This is a genomic window from Mycobacterium sp. Aquia_216 (genome assembly GCF_026723865.1).
Classification (GTDB): Bacteria; Actinomycetota; Actinomycetes; order Mycobacteriales; family Mycobacteriaceae; genus Mycobacterium.
The window spans coordinates 5,363,812-5,380,506 of sequence record NZ_CP113529.1; the positions used below are offsets into that span (position 1 = coordinate 5,363,812).

The following is a 16,695-nucleotide window of genomic DNA, read 5'->3' on the forward strand; positions in this document are numbered from 1 at the left end:
GGCCCACCCAACATCGACGAGGTAGCCAAGGCCGCGACCGCCGGGCCGATGACGGCGTGTCTGTACACCCATAGACCGTTTGGTGTACGCGACTTGTGGCGATGCCAGCGCGCAGGGATACGGAGCGATGTCAATGGCGCGCTGGTGTGATGCAGCTTTGACGATATAAGTGCCGCATCCGATTTCTGCCCTTACCCGCAAGCGGTGATCTACCTACACCCGGAACGTTTTTGCGCGATGGCCGTCACGCGGCCCACGGACACTGCATCGAAAGCGTCGAGCTGGATGCACTTGAGTTTGCTGGACGGGTCTTGACACAGAATCGGTGTTCGGCATTCTTGCGCCTTTGACCAGCAAGTTCGTTGTGGAGCTAAGGGGAATCGAACCCCTGACCTTCTCGATGCGAACGAGACGCGCTACCAACTGCGCTATAGCCCCTTGACCGCTAGCAGGCTACCAGTTCCGGGGAGGCGCCAGCACCGTCGGCACTACTGGCCGACGGCGCGGGGCAGGTCCCGGGGCCAGCCGTAGTGCTGCTGCGGCATGGCGTAGTCCAAGTGCTCGAAGATCGGGTCCTCGTCATCGATCTCCAGGACGATTGCGCCGGGGCGGCGCAATCGCGACGGGACCACCTCGTAATCGCGGTCGCGGGCGTTCTCCACGCCGGCGCGTGCGCGTGCCATCCGCTGCGCACGGCGGCGACGGACCTTCTCCTCGATCCTGGTCTGCCGGCGCAGATAGCCCAGGTAGAGCACCGTGAACGCGGTGGCGATGCCGCAGAACCACCAGGCGGTCTGGGTGATCTCGAATGCGGCCGTTGCCGAGCCGACCAGGACGACGGCCATCACCATCAACACCTTCCTGCGGAAGGCGTACTTGCGGGCGGTAACCGCCGCCGCGGTCTTGGTGTCGAAGCGGCGCCGGCGCCGCGCACTCGCGGGCACGACGCTCTCCCGCAGTCCGGCATCCTCGTCCTCGGCCGGCGGCTCCAAGCCGGAGGAGTCCTCGACGTATTCGTACTCGTCGTCGTGGTGGTCCAGCTCTTCCTCGGCGTCGTCGTGCTCGTCTTCGTCCACCGGGACAAGTCCGGGTTCGGTTGCCGCGGCGCTGGCGCCAACGGGCAGCGCGCCCGAGTCTTCGATGACATCGACGTCGAGGTAGTCGGGCTCAGGCGGCTCGGCGACCGCCATTCTCATCACGACGGGACGGGCGGGGCGCAGTTCCTCGGTCTCGGCGTCGCGTTCGTCGTCGCCCTCGGCGAGTTCGTCGCGGTGGTCGGCGTCGTCGACCTCCTCGTCGGCCGAGTTCTCCTCTGGCTGCCAATCCGGGTCGCTGCGATGACCCGCGGCCGGACCCGTGCGCCTGAGCAGCCGGGAACCGGCGCCGCCGTTGAGCACCCGGGTGGCCAGCGCCACGTCGCTGGTGCGTCGGACGGCGTCACGTTTGCTGATCAGCATCGGCACCAGTACGAACAGCCAGAGCACCACGAGCGATATCCACAACAACGACTGCGGGATGCTTGGCATGATGACCTGCTCCTTCTGGTCCGGATCCCCCGCGAGGCCGATCGTTGACCTGCGTGGCCGGGATCTGTGACCAGCGCAATTACACACCTGTAATTTGCCTCAATCAAGCATCACACGCCACATATGTCACGCTAGCCACAGAATTATTCCGATTTCTCTACGGCGGCGGGTCGCCGCGCGTCGAAATTGACGCCCTGGGGGCACCCTCCCGCATGCCGGGGGAAGTCGCGATCAGGGCGTTAGGCCCAGCGCGCATATCCGGCGCGGACCAGCGTCGATGCCACCGATCCGCAGACCTCCTCGGCCGTAATGGCCATCAGGAGGTGGTCGCGCCAGGCCCGGTCGACCTCGAGGTAGCGGCGCAGCAGACCCTCTTCGCGGAACCCGACTTTCGCCAACACGGCCCGACTCGCGACGTTCTCCGGACGCACGGTGGCCTCCACGCGGTGCAGCATCACCGGCCCGAAGCAATGGTCGAGACCGAGCGCCAGCGCCCCGGTGGCCACCCCGCCGCCGGTTGCCGAGCTGGGCACCCAGTAGCCGATCCACGCCGACCGCAGTGCCCCGTGAGTGACGTTGCCGATGGTGAGCTGACCGCAAAACCGTCCGTCGAGTTCGATCACATACGGCAGCATGCGACCATTGCGGGCCTCGGCGCGCAGGCCCGAACACAGCGCCGGCCAGGCGGCGACGGTATGCCGGATCGCCCATTCGCCGTCAGCAGTCGGCTCCCACGGTTCGAGATGCGCCCGGTCAGCCAACCGGAAGCGGCTCCACTGAGCGCCGTCGCGCATCCGCACGGCGCGCAACCGGACGACGCCGGCCGCGACCCGCAGCGGCCCCACGGTCGAGGGCCAACCGGGATGACGGGCGGTGGAACGCAAGAGGTTCACGAGGGTGCGCAGTCGTTTGGCTCAGCCGCGCTGGGCCAAGAACGCGACGTCGACAATCTCACCGGTCCGAATCTGCTCGGCCCCACTGGGAACCACAACTAGACAGTTTGCCTCAGCCAGCGTCGCCAGCAAATGCGACGACCCCGGGGCTCCGCCCAGCGCCTGCACCAAATACTCGCCGCTGTCCTGGTCGCGCATCAGCTGGCCGCGCAGGTAGCCCTTGCGCCCGGCCACCGACGTGATCGGCGACAGCGTGCGGGCCTGCACGACGCGGCGCATCGGCTGGCGCTTGCCCAGCGATAGCCGGATCAGCGGCCGAACCATCACTTCGAAGACCACCAGAGCACTGACCGGGTTGGCGGGCAACAGGAACACCGGCACGCCCTCGCGCCCCAGCTGTCCGAAGCCCTGCACCGATCCGGGATGCATGGCAACCCGGACGACCTCCATCTCGCCGAGTTCGGACAACACCACCCGCACCGCCTCGGCCGCCGCGCCCCCGACCCCGCCGGCGATCACCACGACCTCGGCGCGATTGATCTGGCCCTGGATGATTTCACCGAGCTCTTTAGGGTTGTTGGAGACGATGCCGACCCGGTTGACCTCCGCGCCGGCATCCCGGGCGGCGGCTGCCAATGCGTAGGAGTTGACGTCGTAGACCTGCCCGTTGCTCGGCGTCCGCGAGATATCGACCAGCTCGCCGCCCACCGCCAGGATCGCCACCCGCGGACGTGGGTGCACCAGCACCCGTTCCCGGCCGACCGCCGCAAGCAGCCCGACCTGAGCGGCGCCGATGATTGTCCCGGCACGCACCGCGACATCCCCGGGCTGGACGTCGTCGCCGGCGCGGCGCACGTAGGCGCCCGAGGGCGCCCCGCGCAGAATCCGAACCTTCGACGTGCCGCCGTCGGTCCAGCGCAGCGGCAGCACCGCATCGGCCAGCGTGGGCAGCGGCGCCCCGGTGTGCACCCGGACGGCCTGCCGCGGCTGCAGCCGGCTGGGCGTGCGCGCACCGGCTTCGATGGTCCCCATCACCGGCAAGACCAGCCCGCCGGGGTTGTCCTCGTCGGCCAGCGGCTCACCGGTTTCGTCGAAAGCAGTGTCGCCACCCACTTCGCCGATGCCCAGCACGTCGACGCTGCGCACCGCGTAGCCGTCGATCGCGGCCTGATCGAAGCCGGGCAGCGGCCGTTCGGTCACCACTTCTTCCGCGCACAGCAACCCCTGCGCCTCCGCGATGGCGACACGCATCGGGCGCGGGGCTACCGCGGCCGCAGTTATCCGGGCCTGCTGTTCCTCCACCGAACGCACTAGCCGCGCCTCTCTGCCGTCAACCCTGACGGGCGCCGTATCGGTCCTGAGCCCGATCGCCCGGTCGTTCCCCGGGCCCGGCATGTCGGCCGGCTATCGCTCGTTCAGGCCCAATCGCGCCACCAACCACTGCCGCAGTTCCGGGCCGTAGTCGTCACGATCCAATGCAAAGTCAACCGCAGCCTTGAGGTAGCCGCCGGGATTTCCCAAGTCGTGTCGAGATCCGCGATGCACGACGACATGAACCGGGTGGCCCTCTTCGATCAGCAACGCGATGGCGTCGGTGAGCTGCAGTTCGCCACCGGCCCCGTGGTCGATGCGGCGCAGCGCATCGAAAATGGCACGGTCGAGCACATAGCGGCCCGCCGCCGCATACATCGACGGGGCATCCTCGGCCTTGGGCTTTTCGATCATCCCCTTGACTTTGAGCACGTCCGGACTGTCGTCGCCGGGAACCGGCTCGACGTCGAAAACGCCGTAGGCACTGATCTCTTCGGGCGATACCTCGATGGCGCACAACACCGAGCCGCCGTACTGGGCACGCACCTTGGCCATCGTCTCCAGCACGCCGGTCGGCAGCACCAAATCATCGGGTAGCAGCACCATGACTGCGTCCTCGTCGGGCGCCAACACCGATTCCACGCATCCGATGGCATGTCCCAATCCGAGCGGCTCGACCTGCACCACCGACTCGACCTTGATCAGCGCCGGCGCCCGACGCACCTTGGCCAGCATGGCTTGTTTGCCGCGAGCCTCGAGCGTGCCTTCCAGCACCAGGTCCTCGACGAAGTGCGCGACGACGCCGTCCTTGCCCTCGGAGGTGATGATCACCAACCGCTCAGCGCCGGCCGCGGCCGCTTCCTCGGCGACCAGCTCGATACCGGGCGTGTCGACCACGGGCAGCAGCTCTTTGGGCACCGTCTTGGTGGCCGGCAGGAAACGGGTACCCAGACCGGCTGCGGGGACGATCGCCGTATACGGGATCGGGATTTCATCTGGCCGTGACATCGTTCACACCATAGCGCTCATCGGCTTTGCCGCCGTTGTATGGCAGGAGGAATACCCGTCCTGTCATCGTTGACTCATGACGACTTCGAGCAAGGCCGCGCTGCGCGAGCAGGTGCTGGCGGCCCGGGGTCGCGTTGCCGACGACGTTCGCGCCGCTGAGGCGCGAATACTCAACGAGCAGCTTGCGCTCGCGGTGAGCAGCGGCAGCACGGTCTGCGCGTACGTACCGGTGGGCACCGAACCCGGATCCATCGCGATGCTGGACATGTTGCTGGGGCGCTCGCGGCGGGTGCTGTTGCCCGTTGCGCGCACCACCGGTGACGGCACGCCGATCCGGCTGCGGTGGGCTGAATACCGGCCGGGCGAACTCGTCCGCGGCCGTTGGGGCCTGCTGGAACCAACCGAGCCGTGGCTGCCCGACTCCGCCCTGTCCGAGGCCGAAATGGTGCTGGTCCCGGCGTTGGCCGTCGACCATCGGGGCGCGCGGCTGGGCCGGGGTCGCGGCTTCTACGACCGCTCGCTGGACGGCAGGAACCCGCAAGCACGCCTGATCGCGATGGTGCGCGACGTAGAGTTCGTCGACGAGTTACCGGCCGACTCGCACGACGTGCCGATGACCCACGTCATCACCCCCCGGCGCGGGGTCATAAAGCTGCGCGCCGACGGCCGGGAATGAGACGGATTTCATGACTGTTTTAGCACTCGTGCACTGTAGAGTGCTAACGAGACTTATTTGACGGAGGTTTTCAGTGCCGACCTACAGCTACGCGTGCACCGAGTGTGGCGACCGCTTTGACATCGTGCAGGCCTTCACGGACGACACGCTGACCACCTGCGAGAAGTGCTCGGGTCGACTGCGCAAGTTGTTCAACTCCGTCGGCGTCGTGTTCAAAGGCAGCGGCTTCTACCGCACCGACAGCCGTGAGTCGGGCAAGAAGGCCGCCGCTTCGAACAACGGCTCGTCGACCAACGGATCGAGCGAGAGCTCCGGGTCCGGTGAGAAGTCCGGCGATAGTGAGAAGTCCAGTTCGAGCGACAAGTCCACCTCGAGCGAGAAGTCGTCGAGTTCGGCGTCATCGGCCGCGGCCACGTCCAGCTAGCGGGTTATCCACAGAACGCGTCCCAGACGGGAACTAATCGCAGCGCACTGCGCCTACGGTGGCGACGTGGCCGAACCGTCGCTGAATCCAACGCTCCTGCACCGGATATCGACGTCGCTGCGCCCGGATTGGACGCGGACGGTGCTGGCTCGCCGCGTGGTCGCGGGCGGCCTGGTCGTGTTGGCGGCAGTCGCGGCGCTGCGTTCGGATCCGGACGGTGATCGCCTGGAGGTGGTGGTAGCCACGCATGACCTCACTCCCGGCGCGGCCTTGACGCCCGACGACGTCCGACTCGAAAAGCGTTTGGCGACAACACTTCCCGATGGATCACAGGCTGACGTGGCCGCCGTAGTGGGGTCGACGTTGGCCGGTCCGACGCGTCGGGGCGAGGTACTCACCGACGTCCGCTTGCTGGGCAGCCGGCTGGCCGAGGCCGCAGTCGCATCGAAGGTCGGGCCCGGCGCCCGCATTGTGCCGCTGCACCTGGCCGACAGCGCGCTGATCGATCTCATCCGCGCCGGCGACATCGTCGACGTGCTGGCCGCACCGCCCACCGATACGCAGCCGGGCACGCAGGCGCTCAGCAAGGTGGTGGCCACCGATGCCGTAGTGGTGCTCGTGTCACCCAAGCAGAAAGTGCAGGCCGCGGACGGTGACCGCGTAGTGTTAGTTGCGCTGCCGGCTCGCGTGGCGAACACGGTGGCAGGCTCGGTGCTAGGGCTGGCAGTGACCCTCACCCTGCACTGAGTACTGACTGCTGCTCGCCACACGACCCGAAGCAAACTGTGTCCAGCCCAGAAAGGACGTCGGAATGCTCAAGGGGTTCAAAGAGTTTCTCGCGCGGGGCAATATCGTCGACCTGTCCGTCGCGGTGGTCATCGGTACAGCGTTCACCGCGTTGGTCACCAAGTTCACCGACAGCATCATCACGCCGTTGATCAACCGGATCGGTGTCAACCAGACATCCGACGTCGGCATCCTGCGGATCAGCATCGGCGGCGGACAGACCATCGACCTTAACGTCCTGCTGTCGGCCGCCATCAACTTCGTCCTGGTCGCCGCGGTGGTGTACTTCCTGGTCGTGCTGCCCTACAACACCTTCCGCAAGCGCGGCGAGGTCGAGCAGGCCGACGACGCCCAGATCGTCTTGCTGACCGAGATCCGCGACCTCCTTGCGCAGACCAATGGAGACACCTCGTCCGGCCGGCACGGCGGGACACACACCACGCCGCCGCCCGACTACGGACCGCGCGCCGACGCCGAATCGCAGTGATAACCCGCGGCTAAAGCACCGCAGAAACGCCGCCGCGGGACTTTAGATCTCGAGACTAGATAACTGCCCGATGATCTGTGCGGCGAGCGGATTCAGCGTCGCCATCCCGTCGCGGACCGCATAGCGGGAACCGGCCAGGTTGACCACCAACGTGCTTCCGGACACGCCGGCCAGACCGCGGGACAGCCCGGCGTCGATGATGCCCGCGGACAGCCCGGACGCCCGCACGGCCTCGGCGATGCCGAGGATTTCGCGATCCAGAATCTCGACGGTCGCCTCCGGGGTGACATCGCGCGGGGTAACTCCGGTCCCGCCGACGGAGACGACCAGATCCACCCCGCCGATCACCGCGGTGTTCAACGCGTTGCGGATCTCGACCTCGTCGGCCGCAACCGCCACCACACCGTCGACGACGAACCCCGCCTCGGTCAGCAACTCGGTGACCAGCGGCCCACTGTGATCTTCTTCGTCCCCGTGAGCGGTGCGATCGTCGACCACCACAACCAGAGCCCGGCCGACTACCAACTCCGCACCCGTTTCCATGGGTGCAACCGTATATCCGAGCTCGGACAGAGGCTCGTTCAGAGGTTCATCGAGTCGCATCACTGATCCGCCTTGCCGAGGGTGACCTGCACGGTCCGGCTGCCACCGCCGGGATCCTGGAACGTCAGCGTCACCTTGTCGCCCGGCGCCCTGGACCGCACCGCGGCGACCAAGGCGTCAGCGCTGCTGATCGGACGGTCGTCGACCTTGGTGACGACCACGTTCTTGGGAACCCCGGCGTTCGCCGCCGCGCCGCCCTGCACGACTTCGACGACCTTGGCGCCCGGCGTGCCCTTGTCACTGGTCACCTGCACGCCGAGCGACGCATGCGTCGCCTTGCCGGTGCTGATCAACTCGTCGGCGATGCGCTTGGCCTGGTCGACCGGAATCGCGAAGCCAAGGCCGATCGAACCGCTCTGCGCGTCGGGTGAATCCGAACCCAGGGTGGCGATCGCGGAGTTGATGCCCACCAGCTGGCCGTTCAGGTTGACCAGCGCACCGCCGGAGTTACCCGGGTTGATCGCGGCGTCGGTCTGAATCGCGTCCAGCACCGTGTTCTGGTTACCGGATTCACCGGTGGTCGACACCGGCCGGTTCAAGGCGCTGATGATCCCGGTGGTCACCGTTCCGGACAACCCCAGCGGGGAACCGATCGCCATCACCGGCTGGCCGACCCGCACGTCCGACGAGGAGCCCATCGCGATGGGGGTCAGTCCCGACACGCCTTGCACTCGGATGACGGCGATATCACTCGTGGGGTCGGCACCCACCACCGTGAACGGCGCGGTGCGGCCGTCGGAGAACGTCACCGTCGTCTTCGGTGCCGGACCACCCGGACCACTGGGACCACTCGGACCACTCGGACCGACCGGCGCACCCGGCGGACTGGGCGCGGGTCCACCCGGCCCGCCCGGGCCACCCGGTCCTTTCGGAGGGGCGGCGGCCGCGGCGATGACGTGGTTGTTGGTCAGAATCAGCCCGTCGGACGACAAGATGACGCCGGAGCCCTCTTCGGACGCGCGACCGAGATCGGTCTCCAACATGACGACGCTGGGCACCACCTTTGCGGCGACCTGTTCGACGGTGCCGGGCGGCATGTTGGCCGCCGGAACGCCGGGCGTGGCGCCCGAGGGTCCGGCGCCACCGTTGGCGGACGTGGAGTGCGTACCCAGTTCGACGACCGTTGCCGCGGCGCCGCCGATACCCGCCGACACCACCGCGATCGCCAGCGCGCCCACCGTCAGCAGGCCGGCGCGAGATCGCCGCTCTGGGCCGTGCAGGGCCCGCATCGGCGGCAGCATGCCGGGGATCGGACCTGCCCCCGTCCCCCCGGGTATCGGCCCCAGTCCGGTGCCCCCGGGAATCGGGCCCGCGCCGGTACCGCCGGGAATCGAACCCGGCCCGGTGCCCCCGCGTAACGAACCCGACCCGGTGTCGCCGAACGGCTCATAGGGCCGGCGGTATTGCGCGGTTTGCGACGGTCGTGACTGCTGCCCTTGTTGGTACCGCCAGTCGAAAGTCTGGTTGTACGGTTGCTGGTGCCCTTGGGCATACGCGGGAGCCACGGGCTGGTTAGGCGCGTTACGGTATCCCGGCTGCTGCGGCGGTGGCGAATACCTTGGGTCATTCGTCATGTCGCTAAGTCGCTCTTCCTCTAATTGGGGGTGCTATCGAGCTCGACTTGGCTCGATTTCCAACACTAACTGCATCTACCTTGCGCGCGCGGACTGAGAGTCCACTGAGATAACGTTCGTCGATTCCCGAGAGTTCGCTGCATCGCCTTGCAAGGGAACTGCGGGGTCGGTCTTGGCATGGCTGCCGGCGTCGGCCGCGCCCTCGGTCCCGGCCGTCGGATACGTCGACACCGGCAGTGGCCGGCCGGGAAGCAGCACGAAAATCGATGTTCCCGGAGGATGGCCGCCAGAAACGGTGTCTTCGACGCGGAGCAATCCGCCGTGGTTGAGCACCACCTGCTTGACGATGGCCAACCCCAGTCCCGAACCCGGCAGGGCCCGCGCCGTCGTCGACCGGTAGAACCGTTCGAACACCAGGCGCCGCTCGTGCGGTGGGATTCCCGGGCCTAAGTCGGAGACCACCAGCTCGGCATGCGACGGGTCGAGCTGACGCATCCGGACACCGACGCGGCCGCCCGGCGGACTCCACTTGGCGGCGTTGTCCATCAGGTTCAGCGCCGCGCGCGACAGCCCGGCCGCGTCACCGTAGACCTGCCACGGCATCACGTCGACGTCGAAGTGAATGTCGTTGCGCCGCCGCCTGACTCGCTCCAGGCTCCGGTCGATGACCTCAGACATGTCGACCGGCTCGTGCACCACCTGGCCGGCGTCGTCGCGGGTGAGGTCCACCAAATCGCCTACCAGAGTGGACAATTCCTCGATCTGCGCGAGCACGTCGGTCCGCAGGTCGACCATCTCCTGCTCGGGCAGGCGCGGCGCTCCCGGTTCCATCGACGCCATCAGGAGCTCGACGTTGGTCCGAAGCGACGTCAGCGGGGTGCGTAATTCGTGCCCGGCGTCGGTGACCAGCCGGGCCTGCCGTTCCCGGGACTCCGCCAGCGCCCGCAGCATCAAGTTGAATGCCTCTGTGAGCCTGGCCAATTCGTCACTGCCGAATACCGGGATGGGCCGCAGGTCATCGGTGCGTGCCACCCGCTCGGCCGCTTCGGTCAGGCGAGCGACCGGCCGCAGCCCCGCCCGGGTGACCATGCCGCCGGCCACCGCGGCAACCGCCACACCGATGCCGCCGACGATCAGCAACACCCAGCGCAGTTTGGTCATCACCGCTTCGGTCGGCCGCAGGCTCTTGGAGATCAGCAGCGAACTGCCGTTGGGCAGGTGGATCGCCAGGATGCGCTGGTCGGAAGCGGTGCGCCGGGACATGAACAGGTCGCCGCGGATCACCGCCTTCTCCTGCGAATCGACCGGCAAGGTCTGGCCCGGCTGCTGGGCCGTGTAGATCGAGTGGCCGGGATTCACCAGCATCGCGTTGACGTCCGAATACGCGGTGCCCTCGATGGCCTTTGCCGGGTCCGCGGCCAGCGAACCGCTGGCAATCAGCAGCTGCGCTCGGCTGTCCAGCTGGTTGTCGATGTCGCTGTACAGCGCCGCCGCGATCACCGCGTAGACGGCGAATGCCATCAGCACCACGACCATGGCCACCATCGACATCGCGAGCAACATCACCCGCCACCGCAGCGACAACGAACTGGGGGCCTGCAGTGGCGCACGCCGACGTCGTTGGAACCGAATCATCAGGGCGGCGTCTCCCGAAGGACGTAGCCCACGCCGCGCACCGTGTGGATCAGGCGCGGCTCACCGTCGGCTTCCGTTTTGCGCCGCAGGTATCCGACGTAGACCTCCAGCGCATTGCCCGAGGTGGGAAAGTCGAATCCCCACACCTCCTCGAGGATGCGGCTGCGAGTGAGCACGCGGCGCGGATTGGCGATCAACATCTCCAGCAGTGCGAACTCGGTGCGGGTCAGGGTGATCCGACGGTGCCCGCGGGTGACTTCACGGGTCACCGGGTCCAGGGCCAGGTCCGAGAACGTCATGGCGACCGACTCGGCGTCCTCGGGCTTGGTCCGGCGCAGCAACGCCCGCATGCGGGCCAGCAGCTCTTCGAGAGCGAACGGCTTGGGCAGGTAGTCGTCCGCGCCGGCATCCAGGCCGGCGACCCGCTCGGACACCGAATCGCGGGCGGTAAGCACCAGGATCGGCAGGTCGTCACCGGTGCTGCGCAGGTGGCGGCAGACCTCGAGACCGTCCAGGCGCGGCATCATCACGTCGAGCACGACCGCGTCGGGCCGGTCGCTGGAGATGATCTCCAGCGCTTCCACCCCGTCATGAGCCAACTCGACGGAGTAGCCGTTGAAGGAAAGCGACCTGCGCAGCGACTCGCGGACCGCGCGATCGTCATCGACGACAAGAATGCGCACGGCCCCTAGTTTCGTCCTAGGGCCTGAGAGCGGCCTGAGAGGCGCGCCGGGTATTTCCCGAGATCTCCGCCCGATGACGATGCGGGCCAGCAGGGCCCGCTGAGGAATCGGGCAATTCAGCTAGCGTCGGTCGAGATCGATCAGGCCCAGGCGAGCCGCCTTGAGCAGCCGACGCGGCACCTTGTGCTTCTGGCCGGCCACCGTCACGCCGACGAGCTCGGTCTTTTCGGCCTTCCACTGCGAGCGGCGGCTACGGGTGTTCGAGCGCGACATCCTGCGCTTGGGTACGGCCATGGTTCGGGCCTTCTCCTCGGTGTGGGGTTTCGGGTCGTGCGTCGCGCGGCATGACCTGTGTGGCCGAAGGCGACGATTGCCTCAAAGAATAGTCGGTGACCTGCTGGTCGCCAAAATGGGCCGTCCGGCCTGCGCGGCTATGACGCCAGCGCCGAGACGGGCATCCTTGACGTGACACCGGCGGTACCCGCTAACCTACCGGGTGGTTGGTTGGTCCAGCGCCGGTAATTCCTGAATGGAGGACGCCAATGGCCTCTGCTCCTGGCGGTCCCCGTGCTGTCCGAATCGCGAACTGCTCGGGGTTCTACGGCGACCGGCTAGCCGCCATGCGCGAGATGCTGACCGGCGGCTCGGACGATCCCGTGGATTACATCACCGGCGACTACCTGGCCGAGCTCACCATGCTGATCCTGGGCCGCGACCGGATGAAACACCCCGAGCGCGGTTACGCCAGGACCTTCCTGACCCAGCTCGAGGACTGCCTGGGCGAGGCCCGCGACCGCGGGGTGCGCATCGTCGCCAACGCCGGCGGCCTGAACCCCGCGGGACTGGCCGAGGCGATACGCGCCCTAGCCGAGCGCCTGGGCATCGCGGTCCGCGTTGCACACGTCGAGGGCGACGACCTGCAACCCCGCGCGGCCGAACTCGGGCTCGGTACGCCGCTGACGGCGAACGCGTACCTGGGCGCGTGGGGCATCGTCGACTGCCTGAGCGACGGGGCCGACATCGTCGTCACCGGCCGGGTCACCGACGCCTCGGTGATCGTCGGTGCGGCGGCCGCGCATTTCGGCTGGGGCCGCACCGACTACAACGAACTCGCCGGCGCGGTGGTCGCCGGCCACGTGATCGAATGCGGCGTGCAGGCCACCGGGGGCAACTACGCGTTCTTCACCGAGGTGCCCGACCTGTCCTACCCCGGGTTCCCGCTGGCCGAGGTCGACGCCGACGGGTCGTCGGTGATCACAAAACACCCCGGTACCGGCGGCCTGGTCAGCGTCGACACCGTCACCGCGCAGCTGCTGTACGAAATCACCGGTGCGCGCTACGCGAACCCCGATGTCACGGTCCGGATGGACACGATCGAGCTGTCTTCCGACGGTACCGACCGGGTGCGCATCAGCGGTGTGGTCGGTGAGCCGCCGCCGCCCACCTACAAGGTGTCGCTGAACAGCATCGGCGGATTCCGCAACGCGATGACCTTCGTGCTGACCGGGCTGGACATCGAGGCCAAGGCCGAGTTGGTGCGCCGGCAGCTCGAGGCTGGACTCACCGTCAAGCCCGCCGAGCTGGAGTGGACGCTGGCACGCACCGATCACCCCGACGCCGACACCGAGGAAGCCGCCAGTGCGCTGCTGCGCTGCGTGGTCCGCGATCCCGACCCCGCCAATGTCGGTCGTCAATTCTCTTCGGCAGCAGTCGAATTGGCACTCGCCAGCTATCCTGGCTTCCACGTCACCGCCCCGCCGGGCGATGGTCAGGTCTACGGTGTCTTCACCGCGGGCTACGTCGACGCCTCCGAGGTGCCGCACATCGCGGTACACACCGACGGCAGTCGAATCAATATTCCTTGTGCCACAGATACTTTGGAGCTATCACCGGCCGCTCCCCCGCCTCTTCCGGAACCGTTGCCCGGGGGCCGGACCCGGCGCGCGCCACTGGGCCGCATCGCCGGCGCCCGCAGCGGCGACAAGGGCGGCTCGGCCAACGTCGGGGTGTGGGTACGCACCGAGGACCAATGGCGCTGGCTGGCCAACACATTGACCGTCGACCTGCTCAAGGCACTGCTGCCCGAAGCGGCGGACTGCGAGGTCACCCGTCACGTGCTGCCCAACCTGCGCGCGGTCAACTTCGTGATCGAGGGCATCCTCGGTCAGGGCGTCGCCTATCAAGCGCGGTTCGATCCCCAGGCCAAGGGGCTCGGCGAATGGTTGCGCAGCCGCTACGTCGACATCCCGGAAAGGCTTTTGTGAATCGTTGGACAACCCTGTGAACATCTGGACCACCCCGGAGCGCGAGCAACTACGAAAGACGGTGCGCTCGTTTACTGAACGCGAGATCCTGCCCCATGTCGACGAGTGGGAACGGACCGGCGAATTGCCACGCGACTTGCACCGGCGCGCCGGGGATGCCGGTCTGCTGGGCGCGGGTCTGCCCGAGGCGGCCGGCGGCGGTGGCGGCGATGGTGCCGACGCGGTGGTCATCTGTGAGGAGTTCCACCAGGCCGGTGGACCGGGCGGAGTTTTCGCGTCGCTGTTCACCTGTGGCATCGCGGTGCCCCACATGATCGCCTCGGGCGATCAGCGGCTGATCGAGAAGTTCGTGCGGCCGACGTTGGCCGGCGACAAGATCGGGTCACTGGCCATCACCGAACCCGGCGGCGGTTCGGATGTGGGGCATTTGCGCACCACCGCGGTGCGCTGCTCTGGTCCAGAAGGCGACCACTACGTGGTCAACGGCGCCAAGACCTACATCACCTCCGGCGTGCGCGCCGACTATGTCGTCACCGCCGTGCGCACCGGGGGCCCTGGCGCAGCGGGAGTTTCGCTGCTGGCAGTCGAAAAGGGCACGCCCGGCTTCGAGGTCAGTCGCAAACTCGACAAGATGGGCTGGCGGTCGTCTGACACCGCCGAGCTGGCCTACATCGACGCCCGCGTGCCGGTGGCCAACCTGGTCGGTGCCGAGAACAGCGGATTCGCCCAGATCGCGCAGGCCTTCGTCTCCGAACGAATCGGCCTTGCCGCGCAGGCGTATTCGAGCGCTCAGCGATGCCTGGACATCACCGTGGCCTGGTGCCGAGACCGTGAGACGTTCGGCCGCCCACTGATATCGCGCCAGTCCGTGCAGAACACGCTGGCCGAGATGGCCCGGCGCATCGACGTTGCCCGGGTCTATTCGCGCAACGTGGTGGAACGCCAGCTCGCCGGTGAGACGAATCTGATCCCGCAGGTGTGCTTCGCCAAGAACACGGCCGTCGAGGCCGGCGAATGGGTGGCCAACCAAGCCGTTCAGCTCTTCGGCGGCATGGGCTACATGGCCGAATCCGAAGTCGAGCGCCAATATCGGGACATGCGAATCCTGGGCATCGGTGGCGGTACCACCGAAATCTTGACCGCACTGTCCGCAAAACTGTTGGGATTCCAATCATGATCGCACCGCCTCCTTCGCATCGCTGCGCTCCGCATCGTCGGCGGTGGTCATGACCGTGCTGCAGTCCACCCTGGACCCGAAGGCCGACACCTACACCGCCGCGGCCGAAACCATGATCGCCAAGCTCGCCGAGATCGACCTCGAGCACGACAAGGCCCTCGCCGGTGGCGGAGCGAAATACGTCGAGCGTCATCACTCCCGGGGCAAGCTCACCGCGCGTGAGCGCATCGAACTGCTCGTGGACCCGGATTCGCCTTTCCTCGAGCTGAGCCCGCTGGCCGCCTATGGCAGTTCATTCACCCTGGGGGCGAGCGTGGTGGTGGGCATCGGCGCGATCGAGGGCGTGGAGTGCCTGATCGTCGCCAACGACCCGACCGTCAAGGGCGGCACCAGCAATCCCTGGACGCTCAAGAAGATCCTGCGGGCCAACCAGATCGCGTTGCAGAACCGCCTTCCGGTGGTGTCGCTGGTGGAGTCCGGTGGCGCGGACCTGCCCACGCAGAAAGAGATCTTCGTCCCCGGTGGGCAGATGTTTCGCGACCTGACCCGGCTGTCTGCGGCGGGTATTCCGACCATCGCGCTCGTCTTCGGTAACTCGACGGCCGGCGGTGCCTACATCCCCGGAATGTCGGATCACGTCGTGATGATCAAGGAACGCTCGAAGGTATTCCTGGCCGGCCCCCCACTAGTGAAGATGGCCACCGGCGAGGAATCCGACGACGAATCGCTCGGTGGTGCCGAAATGCACGCCCGCACTTCGGGTCTGGCCGACTACTTCGCGGTCGACGAGCTGGACGCGATCCGCATCGGGCGCCGCGTTGTGGCCCGGCTGAACTGGTGCAAGCTCGGGCCGGATCCGCGGCCCGTGACCGAGCCGTTGTTCGATGCCGAGGAGCTGATCGGCATCGTGTCGTCGGATCTGCGCATCCCGTTCGACCCGCGCGACGTGATCGCGCGCATTGTCGACGGCTCCGAATTCGACGAGTTCAAGCCGATGTACGGCTCGTCACTGGTGACCGGCTGGGCGAGGCTGTGCGGCTACCCGATCGGCATTCTGGCCAACCACCGCGGCGTGCTGTTCAGCGAGGAATCGCAGAAGGCCACCCAGTTCATTCAGCTGGCCAACCGCTACGACACGCCACTGTTGTTCTTGCACAACACCACCGGATACATGGTCGGCAAGGACTACGAGGAGGGCGGCATGATCAAACACGGGTCGATGATGATCAATGCCGTCTCCAACTCGACCGTCCCGCACATCTCGCTACTGATCGGCGCGTCCTATGGCGCCGGCCACTACGGCATGTGCGGGCGTGCCTACGACCCGCGCTTCTTATTCGCTTGGCCCAGCGCCAAATCCGCGGTCATGGGTGGTGTCCAATTGGCCGGGGTGCTGTCGATCGTGAGCCGCGCCGCCGCCGAAGCCCGCGGGCAGCAGGTCGACGAGGACGCCGACGCCGCGATGCGGGCCGCTGTCGAAGGCCAGATCGAGGCCGAGTCGCTACCGATGGTCTTGTCCGGAATGCTCTACGACGACGGGGTGATCGACCCCCGCGACACCCGCACGGTACTGGGAATGTGTTTGTCCGCCATCGCCAATGGCCCGATCAAGGGAACGTCGAACTTCGGCGTCTTCCGGATGTGAGCC

Annotated in this window: 16 protein-coding genes and 1 tRNA gene; 7 read left to right on the plus strand and 10 right to left on the minus strand. The window is 67.2% G+C overall.

The annotated features are described in order from the left end of the window. Positions 1 to 365 precede the first annotated feature (365 nt). From OK015_RS25010 to OK015_RS25030, 5 genes are all read right to left on the minus strand, one after another. A tRNA-Ala gene (locus tag OK015_RS25010) sits at positions 366 to 438 on the minus strand. A gap of 50 nt (positions 439 to 488) precedes the next feature. After that, positions 489 to 1,526: a divisome protein SepX/GlpR gene (gene sepX, locus OK015_RS25015; protein WP_268127122.1), complete on the minus strand. Its 1,038-nt coding sequence runs from the start codon at positions 1,524 to 1,526 to the stop codon at positions 489 to 491. 239 nt (positions 1,527 to 1,765) lie between these two features. Continuing rightward, positions 1,766 to 2,419 (minus strand): GNAT family N-acetyltransferase, encoded by a 654-nt coding sequence (locus OK015_RS25020; protein WP_268127124.1) that lies wholly within the window; start codon positions 2,417 to 2,419, stop codon positions 1,766 to 1,768. A 21-nt stretch (positions 2,420 to 2,440) separates the two neighbouring features. After that, positions 2,441 to 3,730, minus strand: a complete 1,290-nt coding sequence (gene glp / locus OK015_RS25025) for a molybdotransferase-like divisome protein Glp (protein WP_268127126.1) — start codon at positions 3,728 to 3,730, stop codon at positions 2,441 to 2,443. Between the two features lie 93 nt (positions 3,731 to 3,823). Next, positions 3,824 to 4,738 (minus strand): UTP--glucose-1-phosphate uridylyltransferase, encoded by a 915-nt coding sequence (locus OK015_RS25030; RefSeq protein WP_268127129.1) that lies wholly within the window; start codon positions 4,736 to 4,738, stop codon positions 3,824 to 3,826. 76 nt (positions 4,739 to 4,814) lie between these two features. Between OK015_RS25030 and OK015_RS25035 the strand changes: the two genes are divergently transcribed. From OK015_RS25035 to mscL, 4 genes are all read left to right on the plus strand, one after another. Continuing rightward, positions 4,815 to 5,414: a 5-formyltetrahydrofolate cyclo-ligase gene (locus OK015_RS25035; RefSeq protein WP_268127131.1), complete on the plus strand. Its 600-nt coding sequence runs from the start codon at positions 4,815 to 4,817 to the stop codon at positions 5,412 to 5,414. A gap of 73 nt (positions 5,415 to 5,487) precedes the next feature. Beyond that, positions 5,488 to 5,838: an FmdB family zinc ribbon protein gene (locus OK015_RS25040; protein ID WP_268127133.1), complete on the plus strand. Its 351-nt coding sequence runs from the start codon at positions 5,488 to 5,490 to the stop codon at positions 5,836 to 5,838. A 66-nt stretch (positions 5,839 to 5,904) separates the two neighbouring features. Then, a complete protein-coding gene (locus OK015_RS25045) occupies positions 5,905 to 6,585 on the plus strand; it encodes an SAF domain-containing protein (protein WP_268127135.1) in 681 nt (226 codons plus the stop codon). 64 nt (positions 6,586 to 6,649) lie between these two features. Continuing rightward, positions 6,650 to 7,111, plus strand: a complete 462-nt coding sequence (gene mscL / locus OK015_RS25050; RefSeq protein ID WP_268127137.1) for a large-conductance mechanosensitive channel protein MscL — start codon at positions 6,650 to 6,652, stop codon at positions 7,109 to 7,111. A gap of 42 nt (positions 7,112 to 7,153) precedes the next feature. On the opposite strand, the gene OK015_RS25055 is transcribed toward mscL, so the two are convergent. The 5 genes from OK015_RS25055 to rpmF form a co-directional block, all read right to left on the minus strand. Beyond that, on the minus strand, positions 7,154 to 7,714 hold the full coding sequence (locus tag OK015_RS25055; RefSeq protein ID WP_090606087.1) for a MogA/MoaB family molybdenum cofactor biosynthesis protein: 561 nt from the start codon (positions 7,712 to 7,714) through the stop codon (positions 7,154 to 7,156). Continuing rightward, complete coding sequence (locus tag OK015_RS25060) at positions 7,714 to 9,288, minus strand: S1C family serine protease (protein WP_268127143.1); 1,575 nt, start codon at positions 9,286 to 9,288, stop codon at positions 7,714 to 7,716. Before OK015_RS25060 ends, OK015_RS25055 begins: the two co-directional genes overlap by 1 nt. 75 nt (positions 9,289 to 9,363) lie before the next feature. Next, entirely contained in the window at positions 9,364 to 10,923 is a 1,560-nt protein-coding gene (locus OK015_RS25065; protein WP_268127145.1) for a HAMP domain-containing sensor histidine kinase, read from the minus strand. Further along, complete coding sequence (locus OK015_RS25070) at positions 10,923 to 11,606, minus strand: response regulator transcription factor (RefSeq protein ID WP_268127147.1); 684 nt, start codon at positions 11,604 to 11,606, stop codon at positions 10,923 to 10,925. Before OK015_RS25070 ends, OK015_RS25065 begins: the two co-directional genes overlap by 1 nt. A gap of 120 nt (positions 11,607 to 11,726) precedes the next feature. Further along, positions 11,727 to 11,900: a 50S ribosomal protein L32 gene (gene rpmF, locus OK015_RS25075; RefSeq protein WP_066821168.1), complete on the minus strand. Its 174-nt coding sequence runs from the start codon at positions 11,898 to 11,900 to the stop codon at positions 11,727 to 11,729. Positions 11,901 to 12,148: 248 nt separating this feature from the next. Here rpmF and OK015_RS25080 point away from each other — a divergent pair, with 248 nt between their 5' ends. From OK015_RS25080 to OK015_RS25090, 3 genes are read left to right on the plus strand one after another with little or no spacing between them, the layout of a single operon-like run. Continuing rightward, complete coding sequence (locus tag OK015_RS25080; RefSeq protein ID WP_268127152.1) at positions 12,149 to 13,870, plus strand: acyclic terpene utilization AtuA family protein; 1,722 nt, start codon at positions 12,149 to 12,151, stop codon at positions 13,868 to 13,870. A gap of 16 nt (positions 13,871 to 13,886) precedes the next feature. Continuing rightward, positions 13,887 to 15,047 (plus strand): acyl-CoA dehydrogenase family protein, encoded by a 1,161-nt coding sequence (locus OK015_RS25085; protein ID WP_268127154.1) that lies wholly within the window; start codon positions 13,887 to 13,889, stop codon positions 15,045 to 15,047. A 55-nt stretch (positions 15,048 to 15,102) separates the two neighbouring features. Next, the gene (locus OK015_RS25090) at positions 15,103 to 16,692 is read left to right on the plus strand and encodes an acyl-CoA carboxylase subunit beta (RefSeq protein ID WP_268133075.1); all 1,590 of its coding nucleotides are present in this window, start codon (positions 15,103 to 15,105) and stop codon (positions 16,690 to 16,692) included. The last annotated feature ends 3 nt before the right edge of the window (positions 16,693 to 16,695 follow it).